The sequence below is a fragment of the Herbaspirillum sp. GW822-FHT03A08 genome, assembly GCF_058801885.1.
On record NZ_JBXANR010000002.1, the window covers coordinates 185086 to 201069 of the forward strand.

At 60.1% G+C, this 15984-nt stretch carries 15 protein-coding genes; 12 read left to right on the plus strand and 3 right to left on the minus strand.

All coding sequences use genetic code 11. The annotated features are described in order from the left end of the window. Positions 1 to 726 precede the first annotated feature (726 nt). Positions 727 to 1833 carry a porin gene (locus AC1RN6_RS05850; protein ID WP_493003787.1) on the plus strand — a complete coding sequence of 369 codons (1107 nt, stop codon included), beginning with the start codon at positions 727 to 729 and terminating at the stop codon, positions 1831 to 1833. Positions 1834 to 1978: 145 nt separating this feature from the next. Here the strand turns inward: AC1RN6_RS05850 and AC1RN6_RS05855 are convergent, their stop codons facing one another. After that, on the minus strand, positions 1979 to 2869 hold the full coding sequence (locus tag AC1RN6_RS05855; RefSeq protein WP_493003789.1) for an IclR family transcriptional regulator domain-containing protein: 891 nt from the start codon (positions 2867 to 2869) through the stop codon (positions 1979 to 1981). A gap of 408 nt (positions 2870 to 3277) precedes the next feature. On the opposite strand from AC1RN6_RS05855, the gene AC1RN6_RS05860 reads away from it, so the two are divergent. The 7 genes from AC1RN6_RS05860 to AC1RN6_RS05890 all read left to right on the plus strand — a co-directional run bounded on the left by AC1RN6_RS05860 (position 3278) and on the right by AC1RN6_RS05890 (position 9440). Beyond that, the gene (locus AC1RN6_RS05860; protein ID WP_493003791.1) at positions 3278 to 3955 is read left to right on the plus strand and encodes a 3-oxoacid CoA-transferase subunit A; all 678 of its coding nucleotides are present in this window, start codon (positions 3278 to 3280) and stop codon (positions 3953 to 3955) included. Beyond that, entirely contained in the window at positions 3955 to 4605 is a 651-nt protein-coding gene (locus AC1RN6_RS05865; RefSeq protein ID WP_493003792.1) for a CoA transferase subunit B, read from the plus strand. The genes AC1RN6_RS05860 and AC1RN6_RS05865 overlap by 1 nt, the downstream gene beginning before the upstream one ends. A 42-nt stretch (positions 4606 to 4647) precedes the next feature. Next, positions 4648 to 5850: a 3-oxoadipyl-CoA thiolase gene (gene pcaF / locus AC1RN6_RS05870; protein WP_493003794.1), complete on the plus strand. Its 1203-nt coding sequence runs from the start codon at positions 4648 to 4650 to the stop codon at positions 5848 to 5850. 177 nt (positions 5851 to 6027) lie between these two features. Continuing rightward, positions 6028 to 6894, plus strand: coding sequence for a branched-chain amino acid ABC transporter permease (locus tag AC1RN6_RS05875; protein WP_493003795.1), 867 nt, complete (start codon positions 6028 to 6030; stop codon positions 6892 to 6894). Further along, positions 6891 to 7973 (plus strand): branched-chain amino acid ABC transporter permease, encoded by a 1083-nt coding sequence (locus AC1RN6_RS05880; protein ID WP_493003797.1) that lies wholly within the window; start codon positions 6891 to 6893, stop codon positions 7971 to 7973. Before AC1RN6_RS05875 ends, AC1RN6_RS05880 begins: the two co-directional genes overlap by 4 nt. Then, positions 7970 to 8746 (plus strand): ABC transporter ATP-binding protein, encoded by a 777-nt coding sequence (locus AC1RN6_RS05885; protein ID WP_493003799.1) that lies wholly within the window; start codon positions 7970 to 7972, stop codon positions 8744 to 8746. The genes AC1RN6_RS05880 and AC1RN6_RS05885 overlap by 4 nt, the downstream gene beginning before the upstream one ends. Next, positions 8739 to 9440, plus strand: coding sequence for an ABC transporter ATP-binding protein (locus AC1RN6_RS05890; protein ID WP_493003801.1), 702 nt, complete (start codon positions 8739 to 8741; stop codon positions 9438 to 9440). The genes AC1RN6_RS05885 and AC1RN6_RS05890 overlap by 8 nt, the downstream gene beginning before the upstream one ends. Before the next feature lie 204 nt (positions 9441 to 9644). Here the strand turns inward: AC1RN6_RS05890 and AC1RN6_RS05895 are convergent, their stop codons facing one another. Then, positions 9645 to 10439: an IclR family transcriptional regulator domain-containing protein gene (locus AC1RN6_RS05895; protein ID WP_493003802.1), complete on the minus strand. Its 795-nt coding sequence runs from the start codon at positions 10437 to 10439 to the stop codon at positions 9645 to 9647. A 232-nt stretch (positions 10440 to 10671) separates the two neighbouring features. On the opposite strand from AC1RN6_RS05895, the gene pcaH reads away from it, so the two are divergent. The 4 genes from pcaH (at position 10672) to pcaCD (ending at position 14670) form a co-directional block, all read left to right on the plus strand. Then, the gene (gene pcaH, locus AC1RN6_RS05900) at positions 10672 to 11364 is read left to right on the plus strand and encodes a protocatechuate 3,4-dioxygenase subunit beta (protein WP_493003804.1); all 693 of its coding nucleotides are present in this window, start codon (positions 10672 to 10674) and stop codon (positions 11362 to 11364) included. 16 nt (positions 11365 to 11380) lie between these two features. Next, positions 11381 to 11899 carry a peptidase associated/transthyretin-like domain-containing protein gene (locus AC1RN6_RS05905; RefSeq protein ID WP_493003805.1) on the plus strand — a complete coding sequence of 173 codons (519 nt, stop codon included), beginning with the start codon at positions 11381 to 11383 and terminating at the stop codon, positions 11897 to 11899. 86 nt (positions 11900 to 11985) lie between these two features. After that, positions 11986 to 13350: a lyase family protein gene (locus tag AC1RN6_RS05910; RefSeq protein ID WP_493003806.1), complete on the plus strand. Its 1365-nt coding sequence runs from the start codon at positions 11986 to 11988 to the stop codon at positions 13348 to 13350. A 57-nt stretch (positions 13351 to 13407) separates the two neighbouring features. Continuing rightward, a complete protein-coding gene (pcaCD, locus tag AC1RN6_RS05915; RefSeq protein WP_493003808.1) occupies positions 13408 to 14670 on the plus strand; it encodes a bifunctional 4-carboxymuconolactone decarboxylase/3-oxoadipate enol-lactonase PcaCD in 1263 nt (420 codons plus the stop codon). Between the two features lie 81 nt (positions 14671 to 14751). On the opposite strand, the gene AC1RN6_RS05920 is transcribed toward pcaCD, so the two are convergent. After that, positions 14752 to 15939, minus strand: a complete 1188-nt coding sequence (locus tag AC1RN6_RS05920; RefSeq protein ID WP_493003810.1) for an ABC transporter substrate-binding protein — start codon at positions 15937 to 15939, stop codon at positions 14752 to 14754. Between the last annotated feature and the right edge of the window lie 45 nt (positions 15940 to 15984).

The window sequence follows — 15984 nt, forward strand, 5'->3', positions numbered from 1 at the left end:
TCCTTCGATACGTTGTCGTTGCGTAGTGCACGTCATACCTGATATCCGCTACTTGATACGTAATGCGTGCGCGATCTTTCAATCTTGAGCTGTGGCTTTTGCATCTTCTGCAGCGCCGAATGCCTTGCCGGCAGAGAGTTGCAGACGTGTCGTACAACGTACGTCGCATCGCGCTGCCCGGCAGGAAATTTTTCTTGTCGCCGGATTTTAGCTGTTGCTTGCAGACGACGCTGTCGGAAATTTTCTGCTTTGCGCATTCTTGACAAGCTTCAGCGAGAACAATAGTATCGCAACAAGCGTTCGGTAACCAACATCTTGTTCGGTTATCGAACATTAAATAAAAATGAAATGACAGAGACGAAACGTTCAATGCCTCTTCAGGCAGAGAGCCGATCAAATAGGCATTTACGGCATTGCAGGATTTCGCCGGCGGTTGTCGGCACGCTTAGGTAGCAGCAATAACAGTACGACCAGCAATATCTCAACGTCTTCCGTTCATCAATCGGAAGACGGACTGAACGCATCCCTGCGAAACCCGCGGAAGCCCGTGTTCGGCCATACAGAATCCACGTATCGACACCGCGGAGGGAGCACGACGCGCGCCCGCAGCATGCAGGCTCGCCGAGTTATCAGGCAGCACCAACAAAGTCGGAAGCAAAGTCAGAAAACACATCACAAGATCAACAAGACGAATTTAAAAATTTTCACGTTTCAGGAGGAGGCACAATGAAGAAGACAGTTTGCAGCGCAATCGCGCTGATGGGTGCAATGGGCGCACTGTGTGCAGGCAACGCCACGGCGCAGAACTCGGTCACCATTTACGGTATCGTCGACACCGGCGTGGTCTACACCACCAACGCCAACGCTGCCGGCAATTCGGTATTCAAGATGCCGGGATTGACCGGCTCGTTCCCGTCGCGTATCGGCTTCAAAGGGGCGGAAGATCTGGGCGGCGGTCTGGAAGCCATCTTCGTGCTGGAAGCAGGCTTTTCACCGGACAGCGGTTCGATGGGACAGGGCAATCGCTTGTTCGGCCGTCAATCGCTGGTCGGTCTGAAGAGCAATAGCTGGGGTCAGATCATGCTGGGCCGCCAGGTCAACATGACCTACATCGCTACGCTGAAGACAGATGTGATGGGTCCGAACATTTTCGCTATCGGCAGCATCGACGGCTATCTGCCAAACGCGCGTAGCGATAACTCGATCGGTTACCTGGGCAACTTCTCCAACTTCACTGTCGGCGCGACATACAGCTTCGGACGTGACACTTCGACTGCGGGCGGTCCTGCAGCAACCGGCTGTGCCGGCGAAGTGGCGGGAAATTCCAAGGCCTGCCGCCAGATCACTGCCCTGGTCGGTTATGACAACAAGGCATTCGGCGTGACCTCGTCTTACGACATTTTGTACGGCAACACCGGCGCAGCCGGCGGCCTCACCAGCAGCGACAACACCGATCAGCGCGTGACCTTGAACGGCTTCGTCATGATCGGCGACACCAGGATCGGTGCCGGCGTGATCGATCGCCGCACCCGCGCTGCCGGTGCAGTCAACACCAACTCCGACCTGTACTACCTGGGGGCGAGCGTGCCGCTGTCGACGGCGCTGGTGCTGGATGCACAGGTTGCCAAGCTGAACGTCAAGAGCAGCCCCAACGACGTGACTTTGATGGTCGGTCGACTGACCTACAACCTGTCCAAGCGCACCGCGTTGTACACATCGCTGGGCTATCAGAAAAACGGCGGTACATCTGCCGTGGCGATCGATGCAGGCGGTACCGTTGGTGCCGGCAAGAACCAGCTGGGCGTGATGTCAGGCATCCGTCACACCTTCTGATCCGGGTCCATCGGAGTTCGAGGAAGTCCTGAGGAGGATGGTGCGCCGATGAGCAAGGCGCACCGGCATCTGTAGTATCGGCAACGCAAGTTGTCTTCAGTCCGGCGCACTGTAAAGTCCGCCGGACTGATTTTTTTCGGCTGGCTTAGGGCAGCAAGACCGACAACTCTTGCGAGCCGCGCAGCAGCACAGGCAGAAATTCTTCTTCCATCTGGCGACGGCTGACGCGCGCCGCCTGGGCGCCGACGTTCAATGCGGCCAGCACGTTTCCGGAAGCGCCGCGCACCGGCACTGCGATCGAGCGCAGGCCGACTTCCAGTTCTTCATCGATGACGGCGTACCCGGACTCGCGCACTTCGGCCAGGATTTCGCGCAGGCGTTTCTGCGATACCACGGTCTTGTCAGTGAAGGCGCGCAGTTTGACTTTATCGAAATAGGCTTTGAGAGCGTCCTCCGGCATGTGCGCCAGCATCACGCGGCCGAGCGAGGTGCAATACGCCGGCAGGCGGCTGCCGGTATTGAGCGCGACCGACATCACCCGCGCGGTGGCCGAACGCGACACGTACAGCACTTCATTGTCGTCCAGCACCGCCAGCGAACAGGACTCGTTGAGCGTGCGCGTGATGTTGTTCAGGCACGGCTGGGCCGACACCGTCAGCGGCGTCGACGACAGATAGGAATAACCCAGCGTCAGGATCTTCGGCCGCAGCGAAAAATTGTTCACCTCGGAATCGGCATAGCCCAACTGTTTCAGCGTATGCAGGCAACGGCGCACCGCAGCGCGCGGAATGCCGGTTTTCTGGCTGATCTGCGCAATGGTCTGCGTGCGGCGCGTGTCGCTGAAGGCGCGCACCACCGCCAAGCCGCGCGCCAGTGAAGTCATGAAACTGGGATCGGTGAGGGCATCGATTTCCTCGGCGATGGTGAGCTCTTTTTCTTCAGCCTGTTCGGCGGCCGGAGCAGCGGTACGGGCATCGATTTTGCCGGACTTTGTGGCGGGTTTGCGAGTCTTTGCTGGAGCAGGCGTCTTGGACATAGGCGTAAGAAAATGACGATAAGCAACGATGGCAACGATGGACGGCAGCGCGGAGAACGCGACGGTGCCGGGGTTGTCCGCATTCTAATATGTTGTGCGGACATCGCACAGACCTGCCTGTTTGTTCTTGACGCAGGAAGCCGGGTATCGCTACACTAATGTGTGCGAAAAACAAACATTAGTTCGTTTATCGCACAAATGATTGTACATAAAAGAATTCAGGCGCGCACGCATTTTGACTCTGGCCAGAGCAGAAATGGCGGTTGGAAAAGCGCAGGAGCATAGAAAAACAAAGGCGGAGACAAGCCATTCCTGAACGCGCGGCAGCAGCAACATCGTGCCGTGGCATCGCAGGACCATTTTCATGCATTTGCTGTTCAACGAACGGATTCACGAAAGAGACGCAACGTGATCGACAAAATTACTGAGTCACTGGAACAAGCCGTGGCTGACATCCATGACGGCGCGACCGTCATGATCGGCGGCTTCGGCAATGCCGGCATGCCGGCGGCACTGATCGATGCGCTGATCGCACAAGGCGCACGCGACCTCACCATCGTCAACAACAATGCCGGCAACGGCGACACCGGCCTGGCCGCATTGCTCAAGGCCAAGCGCGTGAAGAAGATCATCTGTTCTTTCCCGCGCCAGACCGATTCCTACGTATTCGATGCGCTTTACCGCGCTGGTGAAATCGAACTGGAACTGACGCCGCAAGGCAACCTGGCTGAACGCATCCGCGCCGCCGGCGCCGGTATCGGCGGCTTCTTTTCGCCGACCGGCTACGGCACCATGCTGGCCGACGGCAAGGAGACCCGTCTGATCGACGGCCGCCATTATGTGCTGGAGTCGCCGATCCACGCCGACTTCGCGCTGATCAAGGCGCTGCGCGGCGACCGCTGGGGCAACCTGGTGTACCGCAAGACCGCGCGCAACTTCGGCCCCATCATGGCCATGGCCGCCAAATGCGCCATCGCCCAGGTGAGCGAAGTCGTCGAGCTGGGGCAGCTGGATCCGGAAGCCATCGTTACGCCGGGCATCTTCGTGCAACGGGTGGTGCTGCAGAATGCACAGGAGGTCAAATAATGAATTCCGCCAATCGCTTTTCCCGAGACCAGATTGCTGCGCGCGTGGCGCAGGATATTCCCGAAGGCGCGTACGTCAACCTCGGCATCGGCTTGCCGACCAAGGTCGCCAACTACCTGCCGGCTGACAAGGAAGTGTTCCTGCACAGCGAAAACGGCCTGCTCGGCATGGGTCCTGCACCTGCACCCGGCGAAGAAGACGAAGACCTCATCAACGCGGGCAAACAGCCGGTGACTCTGCTGACCGGCGGCGCTTACTTTCACCACGGCGACTCGTTCGCCATGATGCGCGGCGGACATCTCGACATCTGTGTGCTTGGCGCCTTTCAGGTGTCGGCCACCGGCGATCTGGCCAACTGGCATACCGGTGCGCCGGATGCGATTCCTGCGGTCGGCGGTGCAATGGATCTGGCCATCGGCGCCAAGCAAGTGTTCGTCATGATGGAACATCAGACCAAGACCGGCGAAAGCAAGATCGTGTCGCACTGCGACTATCCGCTGACCGGGATCGGCTGCGTCAACCGCATCTATACGGATGTTGCCGTGCTGGACGTGACCGAACACGGCCTGCGCGTGCGCGAGATCGTCGACGGCATGTCCTTTGACGAACTGCAGAAAATCACCGGTGCGCCGCTGTTGCCGCCTGTGTGAATCCGTAACTGATACTGATATGAAGCATACGAAGAGAACATCATGACTGAAGCCTTTATCTGCGACGCCATCCGCACTCCCATCGGCCGCTACGGCGGTGCACTGAAAGACGTGCGCGCGGATGACCTCGGCGCCATTCCGCTGCGCGCCCTGATTGCTCGTAATCCGCAAGTGGACTGGAACGCCGTTGACGACGTGATCTTCGGTTGCGCCAACCAGGCCGGCGAAGACAATCGCAACGTCGCCCGGATGTCGGCGCTGCTGGCCGGTTTGCCGCAATCGGTGCCGGGCACAACGATGAACCGCCTGTGCGGCTCCGGCATGGACGCGGTCGGTACCGCAGCGCGGGCCATCAAGTCGGGCGAAGCGCAATTGATGCTGGCTGGCGGCGTCGAATCGATGACGCGCGCACCCTTTGTCATGGGCAAGGCCGATAGTGCTTTTTCGCGCAACGCCAATATCTACGACACCACTATCGGCTGGCGTTTTCCGAATGCGCAGATGAAAGCGCTCTACGGCACCGACTCCATGCCGGAGACCGGTGAAAACGTCGCCGACGATTTCAGGATCAGCCGTCTCGATCAGGACAGATTCGCCGTCGCCAGCCAGGCCAAGGCCGCCGCAGCGCAAGCTAACGGCACGCTGGCGCAGGAGATCACGCCGGTAGTGATTCCACAAAAGAAGGGTGAGCCTGTCACCGTCAGCGCCGATGAACATCCACGCGCCACCAGCATGGAAGCGCTGGCAAAACTCAAAGGCGTGGTGCGCGCCGACGGCACTGTCACCGCAGGCAATGCTTCCGGCGTCAACGACGGTGCTTGCGCTTTGTTGCTGGCGAGTGCAGAAGCGGTCAAGCAATACGGCCTGACACCGCGCGCGCGTATCGTCGGCATGGCGACCGCCGGCGTTGCGCCGCGCGTCATGGGTATCGGCCCGGCGCCGGCAACCAAAAAGCTGTTGCAGCAGGTTGGCCTGACAATAGAACAAATGGACGTGATCGAACTGAACGAAGCATTTGCTTCGCAAGGTCTGGCCGTGCTGCGTGAACTTGGTGTCGCCGACGACGACCCGCGCGTGAATCCGAACGGCGGCGCGATTGCACTCGGCCATCCGCTCGGCATGAGCGGCGCGCGCCTGATCACCACCGCGATGTATCAGCTGCAGCGCACCGGCGGCCGTTATGCCTTGTGCACCATGTGCATCGGCGTGGGACAGGGCATTGCGGCTATCATTGAACGCATCTGAAACCGGTGACGCTGTAAGAAAAGAGAAGTAAAGACAAAGCTGCCGGCCATCAAGAGCCACGACAAAACCAGAGCAGCGCTTGTACAAGAGATTGAAGAGGAGGCTTCCCATGCATCACCCCACCTTTGTCCACACCCAATGCGACAGCGCGGCAGCGCATCGCCAGGGAGATTGCTCATGATCGGCAATTTCATCGGTGTGATGTTCGACGGCATTGCTTACGGCGCGCTGTTATTTTTGATCAGCGTCGGCCTGTCGGTCACCATGGGCATGATGAATTTCATCAACCTGGCGCATGGCGCGTTCGCGATGCTGGGCGGTTATGTGTGCGTCACTATCCTCAATCAGCTCGGCTTGCCTTTTCTGGCGTCGCTGCCGGTGGCCTTCCTGGCGTCGGCGGTGGTCGGCCTGGTGCTGGAGCGTTCGCTCTATCGCCGTCTGTACAAAGCCAGCCATCTGGATCAGGTGCTGTTCTCCATTGGCCTGACTTTCATGGCCGTGGCCGGTGCGACTTACGTCTGGGGGCCGACGCAACAGCCGGTGCATCTGCCGGACTGGCTGCGCGGACAGATCTCCCTGCTTGGTCTCGATGTGGGCGCCTATCGCGTGTTCCTGATCGGTGTTGTGGTGCTGGTAACCGCGGCCTTGGGACTGCTGATCGAGCGCACGCGCTTCGGTGCGCAGATTCGTGCGTCAGTTGACAATCAGGTTGCCGCAGCCGGTCTTGGCATCAACGTCAGCCGTGTGTTCAGCCTGACCTTTGCGCTCGGCTCCGGTCTGGCCGGCCTGGGCGGCGGCCTTGGCATTGACGTGCTGGGTCTCGATCCGACTTTCCCGATCAAGTACATGGTGTACTTCCTGCTGGTTGTTGCTGTCGGTGGCGCCGGCACAATCAAGGGGCCGCTGCTGGCGGCTGTGATTCTCGGCATTTTCGACGTCGCCGGTAAATACTATGTACCTGAAGTCGGCGCCTTCGTGATTTACGGCCTGATGGTGCTGTTGCTGATCCTGTTCCCCGCCGGCCTGATGCGGAGGCGTGGATGAGCGCAGTTACACCAACTTCCACGCCCGCTACCTCTGCTACCTCGGCGGCCGCGGCGTCCACCACTAGCGCAAAGACCACTGCCATGTCTCCCTTGCCCTTGCTGCATTTGCCCAATGACCGCTGGAAGCCGCTGGAAATCATTTTCTGGCTGCTGCCGGTGGCGGCTTACTTCGTCTTTCCCGAGTACCTGATCCTGATCAGCCAGATCATGATCGTCGGCTTGTTCGCCATCTCACTCGATCTCATCCTCGGCTACGGCGGCATCGTGTCGCTCGGCCATGCCGCCTTCTTCGGTCTCGGCGCTTATACCGCCGGTCTGTTGTCGGCGCACGGCTGGGGCGAGCCGATCAGCGGCATGCTGCTGGCGGCGATTGTTGCGGCGGCGTTTGGCTACATCATCAGTTTCCTGGTGGTGCGCGGCAACGATCTCGCACGCCTGATGGTGACGCTGGGCATCGGGCTGATGCTATTCGAAGCAGCCAACAAGGCTGCCTTCATCACCGGTGGCGTTGACGGCTTGTCAGGCATGATGGTGGACAAAATCTTCGGCGTGTTCGAGTTCGATCTCAACGGCAAGGTCGCCTACATCTATAGCTTCGTCGTGCTGTTCATCCTGTTCGCGGTGTTGCGCCGACTGGTCAATTCGCCGTTCGGCCTGAGCCTGGTCGGCATCCGCGAAGGCGGCCGCCGCATGCCGGCCATCGGCGTCAACGTCAACCAGCGCCTGACCGTGATCTTCACCATCAGCGCGGCGATTGCCGGCGTGGCCGGCGCCCTGCTGGCGCAGACCACGCAGTTCGTCGGCCTTGACGTGCTGGGCTTCCCGCGTTCGGCGGAACTGCTGATCATCCTGGTGCTGGGCGGCACCGGCCGTCTGTACGGCGGTCTGGTCGGCGCGGCGATCTTCATGCTGGCACAAGATTACCTGTCCGGTCTGAATCCGGCTTACTGGCAATTCTGGATCGGCCTGCTGCTGATCGTCATCGTCCTGTTCGCACGCGGCGGCATCCTCGGCGGCCTGACACTTATCTGGAACAACCTCCGCAAGACTTCGGCTGCGAAAGGAGAGCGCTCGTGAGTACAGCAACAACTACAAGCGCAAACACCACGCTGCGCACAGAAGGCCTGTCCAAACAATGGGGCGCCTTCAAGGCCAACAGCGACGTCTCGCTGACCTTCGTTCCCGGTGCGCGCCATGCGCTGATCGGACCGAACGGCGCCGGCAAGACTACCTTCATCAACCTGCTCACCGGCGGTTTTGCGCCATCGAGCGGCAAGGTCTTCTTCGGCGACGACGACATCACTTCGCTGCCGCAGCATGAGCGCGTCAAGCGCGGCATGACGCGCACCTTCCAGATCAATACGCTGTTCGCCGGTCTGACCGTGCTGGAGTCGGTTGTGCTGGCCATCTCCGAACGGCGCGGCCTGCAATACGTCTGGCACAAGACCGTGGCGCAGCAGACCGATGTCATTGACGAAGCTATGGCCTTGCTGACCTCGCTCAAGCTCGACGGCGAAGCCAACAGCATCACGCGCAGTCTCGCCTATGGCAAACAACGCCTGGTTGAAATCGCACTGGCGCTGGCAACCAAACCGAAGGTGTTGCTGCTGGACGAACCGGCTGCCGGTATTCCCTCTGCGGAAAGCAAGGAGCTGTTTGAAGTCATCGCGCAATTGCCGCGCGACGTCACCATCGTTTTTATCGAACACGACATGGGCCTGGTATTCCGCTTTGCCGAACGCATCACGGTGCTGGTCGGCGGCAAGGTCCTGACCGAAGGCACGCCGGCGGAAATCGCCGCCGACAAGCGTGTCAAGGAAGTTTATCTGGGGGAGTCGGAACATGAGTGAGCTGCTTGCACTCGACAAGGTCACTGCCGGCTACGGCGATTCGATCGTACTGGAAGACGTGTCGTTTTCCATGAAGGAAGGCGACAGCGTCGCGCTGCTCGGTCGCAACGGCGTCGGCAAGACCAGCCTGCTGGTCACGCTGATGGGTCTGACCCGTCTGCATGGCGGCAATGTCCGTTGGCGTGGGGGCGACATCGTGCGCATGCCGACCTACAGGCGCGCACATGCCGGCCTCGGCTGGGTACCGCAAGAACGTTATATGTTTCCGTCGCTGACGGTGGAAGAGCATCTGACGGTCGTCGCGCGCGGCGGCGAATGGGATCTGCCCAAGATCTACAAAATATTCCCGCGTCTGGAAGAGCGCCGCAACAACATGGGCAATCAATTGTCAGGCGGCGAGCAGCAAATGCTGGCCATTGCGCGCGCGCTGATGGTGAGTCCGCGCATCTTGTTGCTGGATGAACCGATGGAAGGGCTGGCGCCGATCATTGTGCAAGAGTTATTGCGTGTGATTCGCGGGCTGGTCAAAGACATGGGGATGTCGGTGATTGTGGTGGAACAGCATGCGCGCATGGCGTTGTCGTTGACGCAGCGGGCGATTGTGCTGGATCGCGGGCGGATTGTGCATGACTCGGATAGTGCGAGTTTGCTGGCGGATGGGGAGAAGTTGGATCGGTTGGTGGCGGTGGCTTGATGGTGGGGTTGTCCTGAATGCGATCAGGACAGAAATGATCATTGTTCCGACTCGTTGTTCGTTCGTAGCTAATTCTGTTCGTTCTTCGGACAACCTTGCCGGGCCTTCCCCGGCAAAGGTTGATCGAAGAAAGAAAAAAGAAGCCACCCGACACCATCAGTCGGAGCAAAATACAAGTAGCCGACCGCAGCACAACACACACAACTATAGCAACGCCCCCAACTCCACCTGAATCTTCAACATCGCCGGCAAACACCTCTCCACCATCTCCTCCAACTTCATGCGCGCCGCATGCACGCTGATGTTCATCGCCGCGACCACCTCACCGCGAAAATTGCGGATCGGCACCGCCATGGTCCGCAGGCCGAGTTCCAGTTCCTGATCCACCAAGGCATATCCCTGCTCCCGCGTACGCGCAATCTCCAGCGCCAGGCGTTCTTTGTTGACGATGGTGTGCGCGGTGATCTGCTCCGGCTGAAGGCGCTCGAGGAAATGCTCCATCTGCGCCTGTGGCAGATGCGCCAATAACACGCGGCCATTGGCGGTGCAGAAGGCGGGTACGCGCGTCCCCGGCTGCAAAGTGGTCGACACCAGTCGCCCGGCGCTGACCGCGGCAACGCACACCAGTTGATCATGATCGAGCACGCCGGCAGAGGCGGCTTCTTCCAATGAATATGCCAGCCGATACAGCAGCGGCTGCACGATGCGCGGCAACCTGGCCGAGTGCAGATAGGATTGTCCGAGCCGCAAAATCATCGGCGTCAGGGAAAACAGTTTCTGCTCATGACGCACATAGCCGAGATGCGCCAGCGTGATCAGGTAGCGGCGCGCTGCCGCACGCGTGAGGCCGGTGCGCTGCGCAACTTCGGCGATGGTCAGGCGCGAACGCTCCTGGTCGAACGCTTCAATGACTTGCAGGCCCTTTTCCAGGCCGGCAATCAGGTCGCGCTTGTGCGGCGCGGCAATTTCGTCTTCGGCGTCATCTTGGGATGCATTCATGGCGATGTGGGCAGAAAGTCGTTTATTTGTGCGATTCTCGCACAGATAGGGCGAATAGCGGTTGCATCTGTCACAGGCAGCCTTGTAGCAAGTACTTTACTTGCCTATGATTCGGACAGAACAAAACAACGCGGCACGTTATTCGCACAGAAACGCCGGGAGCGATCCCGGGAAAAAGGCGATACAGCCGAAATGCCGGCCGTGTTCTGCCGCTTATTTTCAAGGAGACCCCATGAACTTCGACGTAGTCGAATCCGGCGTTTATCCGGAGCTGATTTACCCTCCCTACAAATCCACCGTCAAGCGCGGTCCGACGCAGGCGCCGTTGCGCATCAACGCGGCGGCGGCAACGACGACCAACTTGTTTGCTTCGCCCAAGCTGATCCTGCCGCATGACATGGACATGACCGCGCAAGGCAAGGGCGAGCCGCTCGGCGAGAAAATCGTCGTCACCGGCCGCGTGCTCGATGAAGACGGCAAGCCGGTGCGAAATTCGCTGCTGGAAGTGTGGCAATGCAATTCCGCCGGCCGCTACTGGCACAAGCGCGACCAGCACGATGCGCCGCTGGATCCCAATTTCACCGGTTTCGGCAAGATGCTTACCGACGACAACGGCCGCTATCGTTTCGTCACCATCAAGCCGGGACCTTATCCGTGGGGCAACCATCACAAGGCATGGCGTCCTGCGCACATCCATTTCTCGATGTTCGGCAATGTATACGCGCAGCGTCTGGTGACGCAGATGTATTTCCCCAGCGATCCGCTGTTTGAGTACGATCCGATTTTTCAGAGCATTCCGGACGACGCTGCGCGTCAGCGTCTGATCTCGCGCTTCAGCCTGGACGAGACCGTCGACGACAAGATGCTCGGCTATGAATTTGACATCGTGCTGCGCGGACGTAATGCCACGCCGATGGGTCTTTAAGGAATCGGGGACTACTATGACAAGCAAAATCACAACCTCACAAACCATCGGTCCGTTCCCGCACGAAGCCTGGCGCTGGGCTGTCGACATGACCGCCAACGTGGAAAGCAGCGCGCCGAAGATCGTCGTCAAGGGCGCGATCTTCGACGGCGACGGCGTCGCCATCAATGATGCATGGGTGGAGACATGGATGCCGGACAGCGCGCCGGTGGAGACCGCACACGCCATCCCAGGTTATCGTCGCGTGCCGAGCAATGACGAAGGCGGTTTCAGCCTGCAGATCACCCTCCCGCAAGCTGCCACGGCCGGCAAGCCGGTTGCGTATGTCACCGTGTTTGCCCGCGGCCTGACCAAGCATCAGTTCACTGCCGTCTTCCTGGAAGATGATGCCGGATTGTCGCAGTCGGAAATCCTGGTACAGGTGCCGCAGCAACGCCGTGATACCTTGATTGCGAAAAAACAGGCGGACGGTTCCTATCAGTGGAACATCAACATGCAGGGCGCACAGGAAACCGTATTCTTCGATTACGTCTGAAAACGGGCTTATCCTGAAAGCATGGGGACTCGTGGATAAGCTCCACCGAGTCCCGTATGCGTTTTACCGACTACAACGGAGTCCATGTGAGCGTTTCCATATTCGACAGTTTTTTGACCACGCCGGAGATGATCAAGGTCTTCGACGATGCGTCCATCGCGCAGGCGATGTTCGATTTCGAAGCAGCGCTGGCCAATGCCGAAGCCGCCGAGGGGGTGATTCCCGAAGCCGCTGCGCGCACCATCGCCAGCGTCTGCAATGCCCAGCTCTACGATATCCCCGCTATCATCCAGGCCGGCCGCCGCGCCGGTGCGCTGGCGATTCCGCTGGTCAAGGAGCTCACCAAGACCGTCGGACTCTATAACCAGGAATCCGCCACGCACGTGCACTGGGGCAGCACCAGCCAGGACGTTCTGGATACTGCGATGGTGCTGGCCACGCGGGAAGCGCTGAAGCTGATCGATGACGGTCTCGCCGAGTTGACTTCGCAACTGCTGAGACTGGCTGAGCAGCATCTCTCCACGCCGGTGCTGGCGCGCACGCTGATGCAGCCGGCGCAGGTCACCAGCTTCGGCTTCAAGCTGGTCGGCTGGGCAGCGCCGCTGATGCGCTCACGCGAACAGCTGCAAGCGCAATCCGCGCGCGCACTGCAACTGCAACTTGGCGGCGCGGTCGGCACGCTCGCCGTACTCGGCGACAAAGGTCCTGCCGTCGCACAACGCATGGCCGACGCCTTGCAGCTCAAGGTCGCCGACGCCGCCTGGCACACGCAGCGCGACGAATGGATGCGTCTGGGAATGGAAGTCGCCGTACTGACCGGCAGCCTCGGCAAACTGGCGACCGACCTCAGCCTCATGGCGCAGGGTGAGATCGCCGAGCTGGCCGAACCGTCCGGCAACGGTCGTGGCGGCTCATCGGCGATGCCGCACAAACGCAATCCGGTATCGTCGATGATCGCTCTGGCCGCCGCCAACCGCGCGCCGCAACACGCAGCTGCCTTGCTCGCCGCCATGGGACAGCAGCACGAGCGCGGTCTCGGCAACTGGCAGGCCGAGCTGGCAGGGTGGCCGGCCTTGTTCCTCGGTGCGCATGGCGCGATCAAGGCGCTCAACGAAGCATTCGCCGGACTCATTGTCGACACACGCCGCATGCGCCGCAATATCGATGCGCTGCAAGGCCTGGTGTTTGCCGAAGCGGCGTCCATTTATCTGGCGAGCGCCATCGGCCGCCCGAACGCGCATGCCTTGCTGGAAAAATTGACGCAGCAAGTGGTGGCGGCACAAGGCCAGCTGGCCGACGCGCTCACTGCGGCAATCAAGGACGATCCGCAACTGAGCAAGCAGGTCGACATCGGCAAGGTTCAGGATCTGTTCGATCCGGTGCATGCCACCGGTGCGGCGCGCACGCTGGCGGAGCGCCAATTGAAGTCCTTGCAGCAAGACAGCCGCTAGTTGTGCAGCCATTCATCCCATTTCCATAACGAGATAACCAGATAACGAGAGACAACCATGAGCTACGATCCCCTCGATCACGATTTTGAGCGCGGTATGCGCAACCGCCGCAGCGTCCTTGGCGACGCCTGGGTAGACCGTTCGGTAAGCAATGCCACCAACTTCAATGCCGAATTTCAGAACCTGATCACACGCTTTGCCTGGAACGAAATCTGGGGCCGTCCCGGTCTCGATCACAAGACCCGCCGCATCATCGTGCTGGCGATCACCATCGCACTGGGCCGCTGGGAAGAGTTTGAGCTGCATGTGCGCGCCGGTCTGCTCGGTGATCAGGCAACTCGCCTGACGCCCGATGAAATGAAGGAAGTCCTGATTCAGTCGGCAATCTATGCCGGCGTACCGGCAGGCAATACCGCTTTCTCGCATGCACAGCAGATCCTGCGCGAAGTCGGCGAACAGATCGGTTACACCGTGGCGCCAATGAAGCCGGCCGATACCTTCCACTCCGGCATCGGCAAGGAAGGCCGCAGCAGTGGTTCGCCATCGCTGCATTACAGCGTGCGCACACCGCGCAACGGCAAGGCGCCGCGCCACACCATCGTACTCAGCCATGCCATCGGTTGCGACCTGATGATGTGGGACGCGCTTGCCAACCAGCTGTCTGCGGATTGCAAAGTCATCACCTATGATCATCGAGGCCACGGTAGTTCGGAGAAAGCAGACGGTCTCTACAGCATGGCCGAGCTGGCCGACGACGCCGCGCAGATGCTGCGCGACCTCGACACCGGTCCGGTGATCTGGATCGGCCTGTCCATGGGCGGCATGGTCGGTCAGGAGCTGGCCTTGCGCCATCCCTCGCTGGTGCGCGCGCTGGTGCTGGCCAATACCACATCGTCTTATCCCGACGTGGCACAGCAAGCCTGGCAGCAACGCATCGTCACTGTGCGCGAACAAGGCATCGAAGCGATTGCCGATGCCGTGATGGGCCGCTATTTCCATGATCGTTTCCGCGCCGAGAATGCGTCCACGGTGACGCGTTTCCGCGAACGCCTGACCAGCACCGACGCCGCCGGCTATGTCGGCTGCTGTAACGCCGTCGGTACGGTCGATACGACAGCGCGCCTGGGCGAGATCAATGCGCCGACCTTGGTGATCGCCGGTGAGCTCGATCAGGGCACGCCGTTGTCGATGTCGGAGACGCTGGTCAGCGGCATCCGCGGCGCGACGCTGGCAGTGATCAAGGACGCCTCACATGTGAGCGCGATTGAACAGCCGCAGGCGTTTGCCGAATTGGTGGCGGATTTCATTCAAACCTTGTAACTTTCGGTTCGCAAATGAAAAGCCTGGTTCGCATCACACGAACCAGGCTTTTTTATTTCAGTAGAACTCGCTGTCAGACGATCAGACGCCCGGATCCTTGAAATTTTCGACCTTGTCGAATTCGACGTTGTAGTACTCGGCGCCGCGCTGCTCTGCCTTGCGGATGTAGACGTTCTGCACCATGTCGCGTGTCGTGGCATCCAGCGTCACCGGACCGCGCACGCTTTCCCAGCTCATGCCCTTCATGGCCGCAAGCAGTTTTTCACCGTCGGTGTCGCCGTTGGTTTTCTTGAGCGCCTCATACAGCAGATGCATGCCGTCGTAGCCGCCGACCGAGTGGAAATTCGCGCGCATGCCTTTGTTGGCCTTGGCAACGCCGTCAACATATTCCTTGTTCAGCGGCGAAGGATGCGCGGCCGAATAGTGGTGACTGCTGACCACGCCGTTAGAGGCGGCGCCGATGCTGGCCATCAGGTCGTCGTCGAGAACGTCGCCGGTGCAGATGAGACGAATACCCGCAGCAGCCAGACCACGTTCGGTGAACTGCTTCAACACGGCGGCTCCTTCGCCCGAAGGGACGAAGACGAACAGCGCTTCCGGCTTGGCGTCTTTTACGCGTTGCAGGAAGGGTGCGTAGTCGGGATTGCGCAGCGGTGCGCGCAGGCTCTCGACAACTTTGCCGCCGGCATCGGTGAAGGTCTTGACGAATACTTTCTCGGCATCGATGCCCGGACCGTAGTCACTGACGAAGGTGACCACGCTTTTGATCTTGTTTTTCGCGGCCCAGCTCGCCAGCGGCGCTGTCACTTGAGGCAAGGTGAAACCGGTGCGCACGATGTACGGCGAGCGTTGCGGGATGATGGAAGTCGCCGCCGCAGTGACGATCATCGGCACCTTGGCTTGCGTGGCGATGGGGGCGGCTGCCAACGCCAAAGGTGTCAGGCCGAACCCGGCCAGCACCTGCACCTTGTCGCGCGACACCAGTTCCTGCGCCAGGCGTTTGGTGACGTCCGGCGACAGGCCGCCGTCATCCTTCAACAGAATTTCAACCTTGCGGCCGGCCACGGTGTCGCCGTATTTCTGCTGGTACAGTTTGACTGCGGCTTCGATCTGTCGACCGGTAGAGGCGAACGGGCCGGACATCGGCACGATCAGGCCCACCTTGATCGGATCCGCGGCAAAGGCAGATAACGGCAACATGCCGGCTGCCAATGCGGCGGCGCCTCCCAGTAAAATCTGGCGGCGTTGGGTATTGATGGTGTCGGGCATTTTTGTCTCTCTCTCTTTTTAGTTATCAAATGGGTCGAACGCACA

Coding starts and splice junctions, on each gene's coding strand:
- AC1RN6_RS05850 (WP_493003787.1), top strand. CDS start 727: ATGAAGAAGACAGTTTGCAGCGCAATCGCGCTGATGGGTGCAATGGGC.
- AC1RN6_RS05855 (WP_493003789.1), bottom strand. CDS start 2,869: ATGTCCAAGACGCCTGCTCCAGCAAAGACTCGCAAACCCGCCACAAAG.
- AC1RN6_RS05865 (WP_493003792.1), top strand. CDS start 3,955: ATGAATTCCGCCAATCGCTTTTCCCGAGACCAGATTGCTGCGCGCGTG.
- pcaF (WP_493003794.1), top strand. CDS start 4,648: ATGACTGAAGCCTTTATCTGCGACGCCATCCGCACTCCCATCGGCCGC.
- AC1RN6_RS05875 (WP_493003795.1), top strand. CDS start 6,028: ATGATCGGCAATTTCATCGGTGTGATGTTCGACGGCATTGCTTACGGC.
- AC1RN6_RS05880 (WP_493003797.1), top strand. CDS start 6,891: ATGAGCGCAGTTACACCAACTTCCACGCCCGCTACCTCTGCTACCTCG.
- AC1RN6_RS05890 (WP_493003801.1), top strand. CDS start 8,739: ATGAGTGAGCTGCTTGCACTCGACAAGGTCACTGCCGGCTACGGCGAT.
- AC1RN6_RS05895 (WP_493003802.1), bottom strand. CDS start 10,439: ATGAATGCATCCCAAGATGACGCCGAAGACGAAATTGCCGCGCCGCAC.
- pcaH (WP_493003804.1), top strand. CDS start 10,672: ATGAACTTCGACGTAGTCGAATCCGGCGTTTATCCGGAGCTGATTTAC.
- AC1RN6_RS05905 (WP_493003805.1), top strand. CDS start 11,381: ATGACAAGCAAAATCACAACCTCACAAACCATCGGTCCGTTCCCGCAC.
- pcaCD (WP_493003808.1), top strand. CDS start 13,408: ATGAGCTACGATCCCCTCGATCACGATTTTGAGCGCGGTATGCGCAAC.
- AC1RN6_RS05920 (WP_493003810.1), bottom strand. CDS start 15,939: ATGCCCGACACCATCAATACCCAACGCCGCCAGATTTTACTGGGAGGC.